The organism is uncultured Draconibacterium sp., assembly GCF_913063105.1.
Lineage (GTDB): Bacteria > Bacteroidota > Bacteroidia > Bacteroidales > Prolixibacteraceae > Draconibacterium.
This window is the reverse complement of sequence record NZ_CAJXYQ010000010.1, coordinates 110,279-124,695: the sequence shown is the minus strand read 5'-3', so window position 1 is coordinate 124,695 and position 14,417 is coordinate 110,279. Positions and strand designations below refer to the sequence as shown.

General features: G+C 39.8%; 14 protein-coding genes and 1 tRNA gene. 3 read left to right on the top strand and 12 right to left on the bottom strand.

The genetic code is table 11. From position 1 onward, the window contains the following. Window positions 1-25 precede the first annotated feature (25 nt). The 6 genes from elbB to asnA form a co-directional block, all read right to left on the bottom strand. The gene (gene elbB, locus QZ574_RS11700; RefSeq protein WP_297089674.1) at window positions 26-673 is read right to left on the bottom strand and encodes an isoprenoid biosynthesis glyoxalase ElbB; all 648 of its coding nucleotides are present in this window, start codon (window positions 671-673) and stop codon (window positions 26-28) included. Window positions 674-756: 83 nt separating this feature from the next. Beyond that, a complete protein-coding gene (metA, locus tag QZ574_RS11695) occupies window positions 757-1,674 on the bottom strand; it encodes a homoserine O-succinyltransferase (protein WP_297089673.1) in 918 nt (305 codons plus the stop codon). Between the two features lie 162 nt (window positions 1,675-1,836). Continuing rightward, the gene (locus QZ574_RS11690; protein ID WP_297089672.1) at window positions 1,837-3,138 is read right to left on the bottom strand and encodes an O-acetylhomoserine aminocarboxypropyltransferase/cysteine synthase; all 1,302 of its coding nucleotides are present in this window, start codon (window positions 3,136-3,138) and stop codon (window positions 1,837-1,839) included. Window positions 3,139-3,224: 86 nt separating this feature from the next. After that, complete coding sequence (locus QZ574_RS11685; RefSeq protein ID WP_297089671.1) at window positions 3,225-4,544, bottom strand: ACT domain-containing protein; 1,320 nt, start codon at window positions 4,542-4,544, stop codon at window positions 3,225-3,227. A gap of 820 nt (window positions 4,545-5,364) precedes the next feature. Beyond that, window positions 5,365-5,438 (bottom strand) — tRNA-Arg (locus QZ574_RS11680). Window positions 5,439-5,555: 117 nt separating this feature from the next. Continuing rightward, window positions 5,556-6,590, bottom strand: a complete 1,035-nt coding sequence (gene asnA / locus QZ574_RS11675) for an aspartate--ammonia ligase (RefSeq protein WP_297089670.1) — start codon at window positions 6,588-6,590, stop codon at window positions 5,556-5,558. A gap of 232 nt (window positions 6,591-6,822) precedes the next feature. Here asnA and QZ574_RS11670 point away from each other — a divergent pair, with 232 nt between their 5' ends. After that, window positions 6,823-7,992 carry an MFS transporter gene (locus QZ574_RS11670; RefSeq protein WP_297089669.1) on the top strand — a complete coding sequence of 390 codons (1,170 nt, stop codon included), beginning with the start codon at window positions 6,823-6,825 and terminating at the stop codon, window positions 7,990-7,992. Between the two features lie 69 nt (window positions 7,993-8,061). Here QZ574_RS11670 and QZ574_RS11665 read toward each other — a convergent pair whose 3' ends face one another. Beyond that, the gene (locus tag QZ574_RS11665) at window positions 8,062-8,844 is read right to left on the bottom strand and encodes an MBL fold metallo-hydrolase (protein ID WP_297089668.1); all 783 of its coding nucleotides are present in this window, start codon (window positions 8,842-8,844) and stop codon (window positions 8,062-8,064) included. A gap of 71 nt (window positions 8,845-8,915) precedes the next feature. Between QZ574_RS11665 and QZ574_RS11660 the strand changes: the two genes are divergently transcribed. Further along, window positions 8,916-9,617 carry an SAM-dependent methyltransferase gene (locus QZ574_RS11660; protein ID WP_297089667.1) on the top strand — a complete coding sequence of 234 codons (702 nt, stop codon included), beginning with the start codon at window positions 8,916-8,918 and terminating at the stop codon, window positions 9,615-9,617. 39 nt (window positions 9,618-9,656) lie between these two features. Here QZ574_RS11660 and QZ574_RS11655 read toward each other — a convergent pair whose 3' ends face one another. From QZ574_RS11655 to QZ574_RS11640, 4 genes are read right to left on the bottom strand one after another with little or no spacing between them, the layout of a single operon-like run. Then, window positions 9,657-10,742 (bottom strand): NUDIX domain-containing protein, encoded by a 1,086-nt coding sequence (locus QZ574_RS11655; protein ID WP_297089666.1) that lies wholly within the window; start codon window positions 10,740-10,742, stop codon window positions 9,657-9,659. A 21-nt stretch (window positions 10,743-10,763) separates the two neighbouring features. Continuing rightward, window positions 10,764-11,300 carry an FKBP-type peptidyl-prolyl cis-trans isomerase gene (locus QZ574_RS11650; RefSeq protein ID WP_297089665.1) on the bottom strand — a complete coding sequence of 179 codons (537 nt, stop codon included), beginning with the start codon at window positions 11,298-11,300 and terminating at the stop codon, window positions 10,764-10,766. A 58-nt stretch (window positions 11,301-11,358) separates the two neighbouring features. After that, window positions 11,359-11,877: an FKBP-type peptidyl-prolyl cis-trans isomerase gene (locus QZ574_RS11645; protein ID WP_297089664.1), complete on the bottom strand. Its 519-nt coding sequence runs from the start codon at window positions 11,875-11,877 to the stop codon at window positions 11,359-11,361. Window positions 11,878-11,888: 11 nt separating this feature from the next. Then, complete coding sequence (locus QZ574_RS11640) at window positions 11,889-12,920, bottom strand: bifunctional oligoribonuclease/PAP phosphatase NrnA (protein ID WP_297089663.1); 1,032 nt, start codon at window positions 12,918-12,920, stop codon at window positions 11,889-11,891. A gap of 170 nt (window positions 12,921-13,090) precedes the next feature. On the opposite strand from QZ574_RS11640, the gene QZ574_RS11635 reads away from it, so the two are divergent. Beyond that, window positions 13,091-13,516 (top strand): nucleoside-diphosphate kinase, encoded by a 426-nt coding sequence (locus QZ574_RS11635; protein ID WP_297089662.1) that lies wholly within the window; start codon window positions 13,091-13,093, stop codon window positions 13,514-13,516. Here QZ574_RS11635 and QZ574_RS11630 read toward each other — a convergent pair whose 3' ends face one another. Then, a complete protein-coding gene (locus tag QZ574_RS11630; protein ID WP_297089661.1) occupies window positions 13,517-14,413 on the bottom strand; it encodes a D-hexose-6-phosphate mutarotase in 897 nt (298 codons plus the stop codon). Window positions 14,414-14,417 lie beyond the last annotated feature (4 nt).

Sequence of the window (14,417 nt, the reverse complement as noted above, 5' to 3'; positions counted from 1 at the left end):
AAGCTGTAAAGGTGGATAAAATCAATTAGGCAATTTCCAATATTTTGGCAATAACATTAGACGCGCCAACTGCTATTTGCGAAATAGTAGCATCAAGCATATAACAAGGCGTTGTAATAACTTTGTATTTTTCATCTACAACAATTTCGCCATGTGTAGTTGTAATATGCTTGGCCCCCAGGGTTTCAATAGCCTCTGCCGTTCCCTTATCGCTACCAATGGTAAGTTGTACATCGCCTAAAACTTTTGCAATAAGTGCCGGCGAAATACACAAGGCACCAATCGGTTTTCCTGCTGAAACGGTTTCTTTTATAGCTCGTTCCACATCAGCATTAACCTTACAATTGGGTCCGTCAAAGGCAAAAGTGCAAAGGTTTTTGGCCGCGCCAAATCCTCCCGGAAAAACAATCGCATCAAATTCTTCTGCCTTGTATTCCGACAGTGCTTTAATATTTCCGCGGGCAATTCGTGCTGCCTCTACCAATACATTTCTTGTTTCGGGCATTTCCTCGCCGCTTAGGTGATTAATAACATGTGCCTGATTGGTATCGGGTGCAAAACACTGGTAGTTTGCACCTTGCTGTGCAATAGCCAACATTGTTAAAGTTGCTTCATGTATTTCGGCTCCATCATAAACGCCATTTCCAGCTAATACTACTGCTATATTTTTCATTTTTTATCGGTTTTATTAAATTTTAGCTCAAAGTTACGAGTTTAATAGAAATTTGAAAAATAAGCAAGCTTCATAAATCCGTCTTAATCTATTTGTTCAAGATCGTAGGGGGTCTCCTGGTAAACGTAGTAGTTCAGCCAGTTTGAAAACAAAAGGTTGGCGGTTGATTTCCAACGCATAACAGGTTTTTTTGAGGGGTCGTTATTGGGGTAATAATTGGTCGGAATTTCGATGGGAAGATTTTTAGCCTTATCTCGTTTATACTCTTCGTCCAGCGTATGTCGCGAATATTCAGAGTGACCGGTGATAAAAAGCTGTCGCCCGTTTTTAGCCTTTACAATCGATACTCCGGCTTCCTCAGAGCAACTTATAATTTGTAACGCATCAATTTTTTCGATATCTGCTTTACGTACTTCGGTGTGCCGCGAATGAGGAATAAAAAAAGCATCGTCAAAACCTCTGAAAATTGGCAATTTACCATTTGACAAACGGTGTTCGAAAACTCCGAACATTTTCTTGCCAAGCGGATATTTGGGTACTTTGTAGTAATGAAATAGTGCAGCCTGAGCAGCCCAGCAAATAAATAACGATGAAGTTACATGATGCTCGGCCCAATCTAGTATCTCTTTCATTTCATCCCAATACGTTACTTCTTCAAATTCGAGTTGTTCAACCGGCGCACCCGTAATAATCATTCCATCGTATTTTTTATTTCGCAACTCATCAAATGTCCGGTAAAACTCCTTCATGTGCGTTGATGGTGTATTCTTAGGCGTATGTCCCTTAATTTTCAGAAAATCAATTTCAATCTGCAAAGGCGAGTTAGACAATAAACGCAATAAATCGGTTTCTGTACTAATTTTTAGTGGCATCAGGTTTAAAATAATAATTTTTAATGGGCGGATATCCTGATGCGTTGCCCTTGACAAATCCATGACAAATATATTTTCTTCACGAAGAATCTCGATTGCCGGAAGTTTATCGGGAATATTTAATGGCATAATTTTTTATGTTTTGCTATTTTTTTTGGGAACTGTGCTGCATTTAATATTGCTCCCACTTAGTTGCTGCAAAATTAACCAACATATTGAGGTGCTTGTTCAATGTTGGTCATATATTTTTAATTCACCTGCCAGCACATTGCCGGCAGGTGAATAGTATAATTAGGCTTTTTCCAGAGCCTGTGCAAAATCGGCCAAAATATCATCAATATGTTCCAGTCCAACACTAACCCTAAGCTGCGTAGGAAATACTCCGGCTGCCAGCTGTGCCTCTTCCGACAGTTGCTGATGTGTGGTTGCTGCCGGCTGAATAATTAAGGTTTTTGCATCGCCAACATTAGCCAGGTGACTTACCAACTCCAGATTATTAACCACTTTATTCGCGGTTTCTTTATCGCCTTTTACGTTAAACGAAAGCACACCTCCGGCTCCCTTTGGCAAATACTTTTTAGCATTGGCGTACGATGAACTGCTTTCGAGTCCCGGATAATTAACACTTTCTACTTTTGGGTGCTCTTGAAGCCACTTTGCCAAAGCCAAGGTGTTCTCTACATGCCTATCCATTCTTAACGAAAGTGTTTCAAGCCCCTGCAATAATAAAAAGGAGTTAAACGGGCTAATTGCTGCTCCATAATCACGCAAGCCTTCAACACGCGCTTTTATTATAAAGGCAATGTTACCGAATGGTCCGTCGAAATTAAACACATCCCAATATTTTAGGCCATGATACCCTTCCGAAGGTTCGGTAAACCCGGGAAATTTGCCATTGCCCCAGTTGTAGGTTCCGGCATCAACAATAACACCGCCAATACTTGTTCCATGCCCTCCAATCCATTTGGTTGCCGATTCAACTACAATATCGGCACCATGCTCAATCGGACGAAATAAGTAACCGCCACCGGCAAAAGTATTATCAACAATAAACGGTATATCGTATTTTTTGGCAACAGCTGCGATGGCATCAAAATCAGGAATTACAAATCCCGGATTTCCAATGGTCTCAAGATAGATGGCCTTTGTTTTTTCATCGATCAGTTTTTCAAACGATTTGGCGTTCAGGTCTTCTGTAAGGCGCGCCTCAATTCCAAGTCGTTTAAAACTAACTTTAAACTGGTTGTAGGTTCCACCATACAAATACGGCGAAGACACAATGTTATCGCCAATATCAAGAATTGTATTCAGAGCCAGAAATTGAGCGGCATGCCCTGACCCCACTGCCAGTGCTGCTGCACCTCCTTCAAGGGCTGCTACGCGCTGTTCAAAAACATCCGAAGTTGGATTCATTATTCGTGTATAAATGTTGCCAAACTCTTTCAGCGCAAAAAGATTAGCTGCGTGGTCGGCATCGTTAAACACGTACGAGGTTGTTTGGTAAATAGGCACAGCACGTGAGTTGGTTACTGCATCGGGTTGCTGTCCTGCATGTAGTTGCAGGGTTTCAAAATTTAATTTCTGAGTTGTCATTTTTTATAATTTTTTGAGTTAGAAACTTGTTTGTGCCACCATCCTTTTTAACCGGATTGGATGACGATAAATGGTGAAGCTATTTTTTAAGCGCCAAAAAAAGCCTTGTAAATTTCGCGAACACTTTTTTCTTTGTCTGCCTTATGCACCACCAGGTAGCTTACCAAATCGGAGGCTCCAGATCCGCTAAGCATCACATTTATTTTATTATTGGCTACGGCAGCAAATATTTTGGCCGAAACACCATAGGCCTGTTGCATCCCGTGCCCAACAATACCAATAAGTGCCACATCGGTAATTACAGCCATATCAGTAACTGCCGAGAACCCAAGATCGTTAATCAGGTTCATGGCTTTCGTACCATTTTCTTCACTTAAAATAAAATTAATTGAAGTTTGTGAAGTAATAACTGATTTAATGTTTACCCCGGCATTATTGAGCTGCGAAGTTACTTTTGCCAAAATACCCGGTTTTAATCCAACACCCGGACCATCGAGTTTTAGCAACGAAATATCGTCGGTGCAGGCTACACTTTTTACAATTTGCTCTTCTACCCAGGTTTCAGTGTTTATCACTGTGGTCACCTTTCCATCTGCCGAGGCAGCATCTATTACCTGAATTGGAATGTGTTCGTGTTCCAGCGGTTCCACTGTTCGAGGATGAAAAGAGTAGTGCTCGAAATAGGCTAATTCACTGGCTTCGGCATAAGTTAATCGACCAATAATTTCAGGAGAATTTATAATGCCAGGGTTGGCGCGTTGAAAATCGTTATCAAGCCCCCATAGTTTAAGCGCTTTAACTCCCAGTTCTCGTGTAAAGAAAGCTGCAGTATAATCAGCCGCAGTTTTACCGGTTCGCACCACTTTATTAGAATCTGTAATTCCGTAGGTACCGGGAACCAGGTAGACACCTTTTTCTAATTGACTGATTGCATAGGTGTTAAGCGACAAAAACGTAGCATTACCAAAGTCGGAAGAAGCCAGCAAGCCAATTTCTTCAGGAAGTAATATATGGGCCCCCGACCATACTGCGGCTAAAATTTCTACCGATAATTTTTCGGAAAAACTTAAAACCTGGTCTCTTAATGCGGGCGAATAGTCACCAATCAGGCTGATGCCTTTTAGTAAACCACTCAACTGTTTGGCCAATTGGTTAAATGCTGCCGATGCTTCGGCTGCAGTAACCTGCTCGTAAAATCCTCTTAATTCAGCTATTAACTCAACTTCGTCCAATTCCTTAATAAAAACCGAATCGAGTTTTGAATTAATAAGCTGAAGCAATTCAGGGATAGCTGAAACAACAACATAGGTTCTGCTATCATCGTTTTTCAACCAGCTTTGTAAGTTTGCTAATGCTTTTGGGTTACCTATATGGCTTCCTCCAAATCGAATAACCTTATCCGACATAAAATGTAGTTTAAAATTGTTTTGTGAAATAATTAACGCTTGTACAGAATGCCTTCAAACAACGACCGACCATCGATTGAAGGCTAGCGCATAGACATAAACATAGACGACATAAACATTGCACTGCAGCAGCTTGCTGCAGTAAAAGAATTTGTATTTCTTGAATCAATGTTCATTCTTGCCGAATTTGTTTAAGGCAAATATAGATTGATTTTTGAGAATAGCAAGCTTATCTGGAATGATTTTAGATAAAATTCACATTCGTTAAATATTTGTGATCTTCATTTTACAAATCAGAAACATTCAATGCGTTGGTTTGTACTAATTTACTCCTTCCTATTGCTTTAACAGTATGTTTTTTCAGACTTTAAAGTCATTATTTGCTTTTAAAAAACTGTGAGCATCTTACTTTTTTAGACTCCCAAACGCCACACTACTAAATACTTACAAACATCACCTGCAATTTTACAGTAAAAAAAAAGAAATAAAGCTCTCTTTTGTCTTTTATTTTCATATATTGCTTGTGGATTTAGTACTTATCTACTAATCTAAACAAATTGATAAATGATAAGGGTAGGACGTACTTTTTGATTGGTTTTGTGTTTAGGGGTTTGTAAAAATATCAATCATCTTCAAAAAGCGTCCATAAAGTCCTACCCTCATTTTTCAATTATTCATTTACAATTAAAAGTGGTTTTTTTCATTTTATAAAGGCGCATTACCTGAGCCTTTATTTTGTTCCATTAATTTTCAATAGGTTTATGCACACACTTTATAGGCAAAAAAAAGAGAGCTGAATTACCATTCAACTCTCTTTTTGTACCCCGGACGGGATTCGAACCCATGACCTACTGCTTAGAAGGCAGTTGCTCTATCCAGCTGAGCTACCGGGGCAGCCTTATATTTTGCGGTGCAAAAGTATAAATCAAAATTCAAAAAACAAATTTCAGTATCTAAAATAAGCGGCAAAAAACACAATACGCTTAATAAGTTACTGATTTCTCGTTGTTTTTACAGCAGGTTTATACCTGTATCCTTGCACTGTTCAATCATCTCATCGGGCCAGATACTCGATTGAATTTCGCCAATATGAGCTTTACGCAAAAAATACATACACAAACGCGACTGTCCAATACCACCACCAATGGTTAATGGCAATTCGTTGTTTAACAATTTTTGGTGCCACAACATTTCTTTTCGTTCCTCGGCATTTCGTATTTTTAACTGTTCAAGTAAAGCCGCCTTATCCACTCTAATACCCATCGACGATACTTCAAAAGCACGGTCTAAAACATTGTTCCACAAAATAACATCGCCGTTTAAACCTCTACAGCCATTTACTGTTGGCGAATTCCAGTCATCGTAATCGGGGGCACGGCCATCGTGTATTTCGCCATTTGGCATTTCGCCACCAATTCCGATAACGAAAATAGCTCCGCGTTTTTTAGCTTCAATGGTTTCACGCTCGAAAGGGGTAAGCTCGGGATATTTTGCAGCCAACTCTTCGGCATGGATAAAGGTTATCTCTTCAGGCAATTCAGCTTCAATTTCTTTATATGTTTCACACACCAAAAACTCGGTACGTACAATCGCCGAATATATTTTACGCACGATAAACTTCAAAAAATCGAGATTGCGCTGCTCGGCTCCAATTACACGTTCCCAGTCCCACTGGTCTACATACAACGAATGAATATTTGTTAATTCCTCGTCAGGGCGAATAGCGTTCATATCGGTATAAAGCCCAAATCCTTTTTCAATTTTTAAGTCGGCTAAAGCCATGCGCTTCCATTTGGCCAACGATTGTACAATTTCTGCCTTTGTTTCGTTTAAATCTTTCATCGGAAAAGAAACCGGGCGTTCAATCCCATTTAAATCATCGTTAATACCGGTGCCCTGTTTTACAAATAAGGGAGCTGTTACTCTTCGCAAACGCAGTTCGGATGAAAGGTTTTGCTGAAAAAAGTCTTTAATTAATTTAATGGCCTGCTCGGTTTGCTGCACGTCTAAAACCGACTGATAGCCTTCTGGTATTGTAAGTTTCATTACAAATTTTTTTTACGAAAAATATGTGAATGCCTCATTAAATGCACAGGCTCCTCATATTTTCTGCACCAATTATGTGCGGTTAATACTTTTAAGTTGTCTTGTCTGTGAAAGCAAAAATATAATTCTACTTTCAAATTAAAAGCATTTTTGTGTTTTATCTTAATAATTACAAGCGCATAGGTAAATACTCGGCAAATTGAAATGAAACACTATTTTTGCGGCTAACCGGATGACAAACTTCAGCAAAAACATACCGCGGCTCTACCTGGTAAAAATCTCGAAATGGTTTAATATGGTTATGCCCATTATGCTGCTTTTTATAGAAAGCAACAGCATGGGCACCTACGAATTGTTTGTACTAAAAGCCATTTATTCGGTTGCCATTGTTACCATGGAAATACCATCGGGCTGGATGGCAGATGTTTGGGGACGTAAAAAAACGCTCGTTTTGGGTAGCATATTGGGGAGTGCCGGTTTTCTGATTTACAGTTTCTCGTATGGTTTTTGGGCATTTGTTATTGCCGAAATTATCCTTGGAATTGGACATTCTTTTGTTTCGGGAGCCGACTCGGCCATGCTTTACGATAGTTTAAAAGCCGATAACAAAACCAATAAATATGTGCGGGAAGAAGGACGGATTACCTCGGCAGGCAACTTTGCAGAGGCCATAGCCGGAGTTATAGGCGGCCTGCTGGCCGCTATTAGTTTTCGTACACCATTTTACTTTCAGTTTGCGGTGGCGGCTCTTGCCATTCCGGTGGCAATAACTATGGTTGAACCCAAAATACATACAACCGAACATGTACATTCCATAAAAAAGTTAGTTAAAAATATTCGCGACACTTTTATTAGTAACCAAAACCTGCGTGTAGCCATTCTATTATCAGCTGTTACCGGAACGGCCACCTTAACATTTGCCTGGTTTGTACAACCCTTTTTTAAAGCCATTGATTTGCCCGTTGAATTGTTTGGTGTATTCTGGACAGCCCTAAACCTAACGGTGGGTATATCAAGCGTATTTGCCTATAAATTTGAGCTATTTTTAGGAAAAAAGTGGTCAATTCTATTCATTATCATTTTGCTCACTGCTGGTTACATATTGTCAGGAATTAAGGTATCGTACGGGGGCTTTGTTTTTCTGTTTATGTTTTACCTGGTACGTGGAATTGCAACTCCTATTTTAAAAAATTACATTAACGAACACACTGCCAGCGAAGTAAGGGCCACCATGCTTTCGGTTCGCAATTTTGTTATTCGGATTGCTTTTGCCGGAATTGGGCCGTTGCTGGGCTGGATTACCGACAATATAAGTTTAAACAAAGCATTAATTTTTGCGGGTTTAATCTACCTGGTTTCGGCAATTTTGGTTAGTCTGCCCTGGCTAAAACAAAAAGACTAAAGCACAGCAAACACCTGTACTTTTCTTGCAAACTGTTTTAAAATTTATGATGCAATGGCAGAGTGCTGATTACAGCTCCAGCTCTAATCCATCGTAGGCAAGAAAAACATTATCGGGTAATTCAGCCTGTACGGTTTCATACTTTCCAAAAGCGTGGCTAATGTGCGTTAGATACGTTTGATCTGGATTTACCCGATTAACAATTGCCAAAACTTCATCAAGGTTAAAATGCGAAAGGTGCTTTTCCTTTCGCAGGCAATTTATAATCAGTACTCTTGTTCCGGCAATTTTTTGAAGTTCGCTTTCTTCAATAAAATTAGTATCGGTAATGTAGGTTAAATCCCCCACCCGATAACCATACACAGGCAATTTATGGTGCCAGCATCTAATGGGCATAAACTCAATGCCATCAATAGCGAACAAGCGGCCATCTACTGACTTGAGATGCATCTTCGGTATGCCCGGATATTTAAAACTGGCAAACACATAATTAAAAATGCGTTTAATGGCTTTTTGCACCCGCTCCTCAGCATAAATTTCCATCGGATTTTTCTGTATCCAATTGTACGAGCGAATGTCGTCGAGTCCAAAGATATGGTCGACATGTTCGTGGGTTAGCAAAATGGCACGTAAGGACTCCACCTGTTCGCGTAACATTTGTTGCCTAAAATCCGGGCCGGCATCAATAACAAAATTTTGCTGGTTTATGGTAAGCAAAAGCGACGAACGAAGTCGCTTGTCCTTCGGGTCTTCTGAAGCACAAACGTCGCAGTTACAGGCAACCACAGGCACCCCCTGAGAGGTTCCGGTTCCGAGTAGTGTTGCTTTAATTTTTATTGAAGGATTTGCCATTTGCCGCAAAATTAACAAAAGCAATGGTGAAACAACTATTATAACTACTTTTGCAAAAATCATTTTACGAAATGGCAACACTTTATTTGGTTCCGAATGTATTGGCTGAAGGCGACTGGCAGGCTGTTTTACCTGCACAGGTTGGCTCAATTCTAACAAATACAAAATATTTTATTGTTGAAAATATTCGAACAGCACGCCGGTTTATGAAACAGGTTAACCGCGAAATTGATATTGACGCATGTACCTTTTTTGAGATTAATAAAAGAACCAATGCCGCCGATTTACCAAAGTTTTTAAAACCTGTGGTTGATGGAAATGATGTTGCTGTAATTTCGGAAGCAGGTTGCCCCGGTGTTGCCGACCCGGGCGCCGAAATAGTAAAAATGGCACATAAACGGGGCATAAAAGTAGTTCCTATTGTGGGCCCTTCATCTATTTTACTGGCACTAATGGCTTCGGGAATGAATGGACAGAATTTTGCGTTTAAAGGTTATTTACCTGTAAAACCACAAGAACGCATACGTGAATTACAAAACCTGGAAAAAACCATAAAAAATACGCAGCAAACACAAATTTTTATCGAAACGCCTTATCGAAATAACCAGCTGGTTGCCGATGTTTTAAAAGGTTGCTCGCAATCAACCCTGTTGTGCATCGCAGCTAATATTACCGGCGAAAAAGAATTTATTCAAACCAAAACTATTCAGGAATGGAAAAAAGGCGGAGTGCCCGATTTGCATAAACAACCGGTAATTTTTTTGTTGGGATAATCAATTACTTAAGATAAAAAGCTTATCGCTCAATTGCCATTACGGAAGTAGAATACCCATTTCCTTCAACAACTTAAATTCGTGTTCAAAATTAGGGGTAAAAACATCTTCTCCAATGTTTTTCGCCACCTGGTTTTTCGTCCAGAATTTTAACTCATCCACTTCATCCGACTGAATTCCGATACCTTTTGTATTGTACGTGGTAAAAAGATAAATAAGTTCCGACTCCACCTCAGATTCCCATTTGTACACCTTTTGCAATTTGGCTGAAAAATATTTTAAGCCAATTTCTTCAAAAGCTTCCTTTTTCAGGGCCTGTTCGATGGTCTCTCCTGCTGTAATGTGCCCTCCAACTGCTGTATCCCATTTCCCGGGCTGAATGAGTTTGTGTTGCGGACGTTTTTGCAGTAAAATGGCTCCATTCTTATTCAACACATGCAAGTGCACCACCGGATGTAAAAGTTTGCTGCCATCGTGCACATTGCTGCGTGGGGCCTGCCCTGTCACCTTTCCGTTCTCGTCAACCAATGGCACCCATTCCTCATTTTCGAGTGATTGCTGCATTTTTTTCTGCTTCATACGCTGACGAACAAATTCATATAAAAAGTACACACCAAAAATAATGTAAAACAAGCCACCACTAATGAAGGCCCAGGCTTCTTTACTCATATAAAAAGCCGAATAAAAAACCAGAATAGTATGCCCCAAAAAAATAAAAAACAGCACTTTTATGCTGTGGCGCATTTGCTGTATTTGAGCATCATCAAACGTTACATCTTTTATATAACGCTGCCCCATTAATCCAATAACATTTATTTTTGAAAATGCCGATATGGCTAAAATCGCCACCAGAATCAGTTCAATTAATCCGGGTTTTAGCTTAAAAAAGATATCATTTTCGAGTAAAATGGAAACCCCACCAAGCACGAGCAGCAGTAAAGTATCAAAAAGAACAAATTTCTCGAATCGCTTTTCTTTAACAGCAATCCACAACATTTCGGCAATTCCAACACCTATGGCAACTAACAACCCGATTTTAGTCCCCCAAATTTCATCGGCAGCGATAAAAACAAAAAGAGGAATAAAACCGGGAAGTAATTTTTTTAACAGCTGGGCTCTGTTCATAAAAAACTGTAAACAAGACTATTACTCTTCGTCTTCGTTAAATTCAAATGGAATAACCTTGTAAATTTCCACTTCCATTAAAATGGTTTGAAAAGCTCCGATAAGAGTTCCGGAACCTTGCTGACCATAGGCTAACTCAGAATTAATAACCAGGTGCGATCTTGTTCCTTTCTGCATGTATAACAAGGCCTCTTCCAGTCCTGTAATCGACTGTCCTGCCCCCACAATTACTTCATAAGGTTCGTACCTGTGGCCATCTAAATAACCATTTGTTTCGTCAACCAAAATGCTGTCGGGGCCATCAATTAACGACCAGGTTGCATAATACAACTGTACCCGGTCGCCGGTTTTTATCGTGTCTCCTTCGCCGGTTCCGCTCTCGTTAAAATAATAAAGCCCGGATGCTGTTGGCTCGCCATCCGGATGAACTTCGTTAATGTATTCTTCCAGCAGGGCTAATTCTTCCTGCCTCATTTTTTCGTAATCTATTCCATCATCGCAGGCTAAATATCCTACAGCACCCAACAATAACAAAATCCATGACAGTGTTTTCTTCATCTGACCTTTAATTATTTTCTATTACAAACAGTTTGTCTTTCTACTATATCCTGCAAATTTAATCAAGTGGTTTGATTTCCACCATCTCGATGTAAAAAACAAGCGAAGTATTTGGCGGAATTGAATAGTTTCCGTAGTAATCCATTACCCCGTTTGTTCCATAGGCATGTTCCGAAGGCACAATCAGGTAGGCTTTTCCTCCTTCATCAATTACTTTCATGCCATCAGTCCAACCTTCAATAAGGTTGTCACCTTCCAATACAAATTGGAAGGTGTTGCTTCCTGAAGTATCAAAAACATCTCCCGTAAGAAAAAAGCCGGTATATTTTACTACACAGGTATCGCCTGCGTATGCGTAATTACCATTACCTACTGAATCAATTATATAATACACCCCCATGGAGGTCGTATCAATATCAAGCCCTCTGTTTTGCAGGGTATCTAAATACTCGCTCAAAAGAGCTGCTTCTTCAGCTTTTGTCGGCGGCACATAATCTTCGCTTTCGTCAACACATGCCCATAAAGCTAAACCGATAATACTCGCCAATAAAAATCTTGTAATTAATTTCAAATTCATTTTTACCATTTTTAAATTGTTGTCTTCAACAATTGATGCGCATACCGGGGTAAAAGTTGCGCGAACTTTGTTAATGTATCCTCAAAACTCAATTCCGACTCCCCTCCTGCGGCATTAAGATGCCCGCCTCCGTTAAAGTTTTCAGCGGAAAAAGCATTGGCCGGAAAATCACCTTTAGAGCGGAATGAAGCTTTTACAAAGTCGTCTTTTTCAATAAACAACGCACTAAACACTATATTTTTTATAGATAAAGGGTAATTTACAAAGCCCTCGGTATCGCCGGGCTGAAAATTAAAATGTTCCAGTTCCTTTTTACTAATGCTTATCACCGCAGCTCTGTATTCCGGGAACACCTGCATTTTTTCGTTCAAACAGAAACCTAGCAGCTTCATTCGGTCGGCCGAAAAGTTATGAAACACAGCTGATTGAATTTTATCGGTTTCGATATCGTAATTTAAGAGCTCTGCCACCACCCTGAATGTATTTTTTGAAATATTGTGGCTAAAGCCTCCGGTATCGGTTAATATGCCGGTATACAATGCTTCTGCTGCGCTTTGCGAAAAGTACGATTGAAAACCAGCTTTGCATAAAACATCATAAACCAGTTCAGCAGTTGAGCTATACGAAGTTTCCGAAATCCTAAAATCGCAAAATTCTTTGGGGTACGGATGATGATCGATCATCACTTTTTTATTCGGGAACTCCAGAATTTTCTTTTCCAATATTCCTGCCCGACTGGCATCATTAAAATCAACGCAAATCATTACATCTGCCACTTTCAACCAGTTTTTAGCTGTTTTCTTATCCTCGTTATACATCAGCACGGGCACTTCAGCCGAAAACCATTTTAAAAAATCAGGATAACTATTTGGCGACAAAACCTTTACTTCGTGCCCGTAGTTTTTAAGTACCTGTCCCAGGCCCAGAGCCGAGCCTATGGCATCACCGTCAGGATTTTCGTGTGGCACAATTGCAATCTTTAAAGCCTTTGCTTTAAGCAATGTACTTATTGACGTAATAATCTCTATTTCAGTATTTTTCAAAATATCAAAAAATTAGAATTGGCAAAGATAAAAAATCTAGCTTCGCCCGAAAACGTATGTAACCCAATTTTTGTTAATATTGTAGAAGACAAGTATTTTATTAAAAAAGTGAGCAAAAGCGATTTGCTGTTGTTGTAAGAATTGGAATACGAACATTTAAAAATTAAAAGATGGCTGGAAACGTAACTTTTACCATGATTAAACCCGGTGCGGTTAAAAAAAATTATGTTGGCGCAATTCTGAAAATGATAAATGAAGCCGGTTTTGTAATTCGGGCGATGAAGCTTACACGCATGTCGGGCACGCAGGCAGCTTCGTTTTACGAAGTTCACCAGGGAAAACCTTTTTACGATGAACTGGTAAAATTTATGAGCTCGGGGCCTATTGTTGCCGCCATTCTTGAAAAAGAAAATGCAATTGCTGATTACCGCGAACTGATTGGTGCCACTAATCCCGATAATGCGGCTGAAGGAACCGTACGCAAAATGTTTGCCTGCAGTGTTACTCAAAATGCGGTTCATGGTGCCGACAGTGATGAAAATGCAAAGCGCGAGGCCGATTTTTTCTTTTCGACTTTCGAACGTTTTTACGACTAATTACTCTATGCTGATAATTGCTGTTGTGCCATGCGATTGTCCCGGCGCCAGTACAATTTTGTCGTTGATATTATTTACCGTTTCAAGGCAAACAAATGTTTCGTAGGCATTATTTGGCATATCACTCATCTGTTTGCAGGTTGCTGCCCATGGGTTCCAAACGGTTGAACACTTACTGCCTTCTTTTCCAATACGTATGTTTCTATTAAAATAAGGGTCGGTAATTACACAATCAGCAGTTGTATTAAAATAATGCCTGGTAATAGCTTCCGAAATTCCCAATAATTTTTCGCCCTGTGTGTAACGTTTACCATCCAGCTGGTTTTCGTAGGATGTATTTTCCAGCCCCTCGATGCTGATGTTTTCAACACCTGAAAGGTTAAAATAGCTGTGCAAGGCAGCAGTGTACGAAAATTCATGAGTGGAAGTATTGCTAACTTCAAGCGTTACCGACAATGATTTGCCAATTATAAATATCATTTTAGCCGCAAATTCGTGTGGCCAGAATTTTTGGGTTTGAGCCGAATTGTTTAGCTGTAAAGCAACAGAAGTTTCTCCTTTTTCAAGAGTTTTTACTTCCAGCACCTGCCACATCGATGTACGTGCAAATCCGTGTTGCGGAAAATCTGCATTTTCGGCGTGCGGACCAAACCATGGAAAACAAACGGGAATTCCGCCGCGTATGGCTTTACCCACTTCAAAAACACTGTAAGGGCTCATCCATAAAACATCAGTGGTACCTGCCGGTCTGAAACCAGTTATCTGTGCACCATATAAACAAATATCCGCTTCAGCGTATTTATTGGTTACGGTAATAAATGGAAGGTCGCCCTCCAACTCCATAAAACACACTTCTCCTTCTACTCCAAAATTTTCATTTAAATCGTCTATATTCATTGCT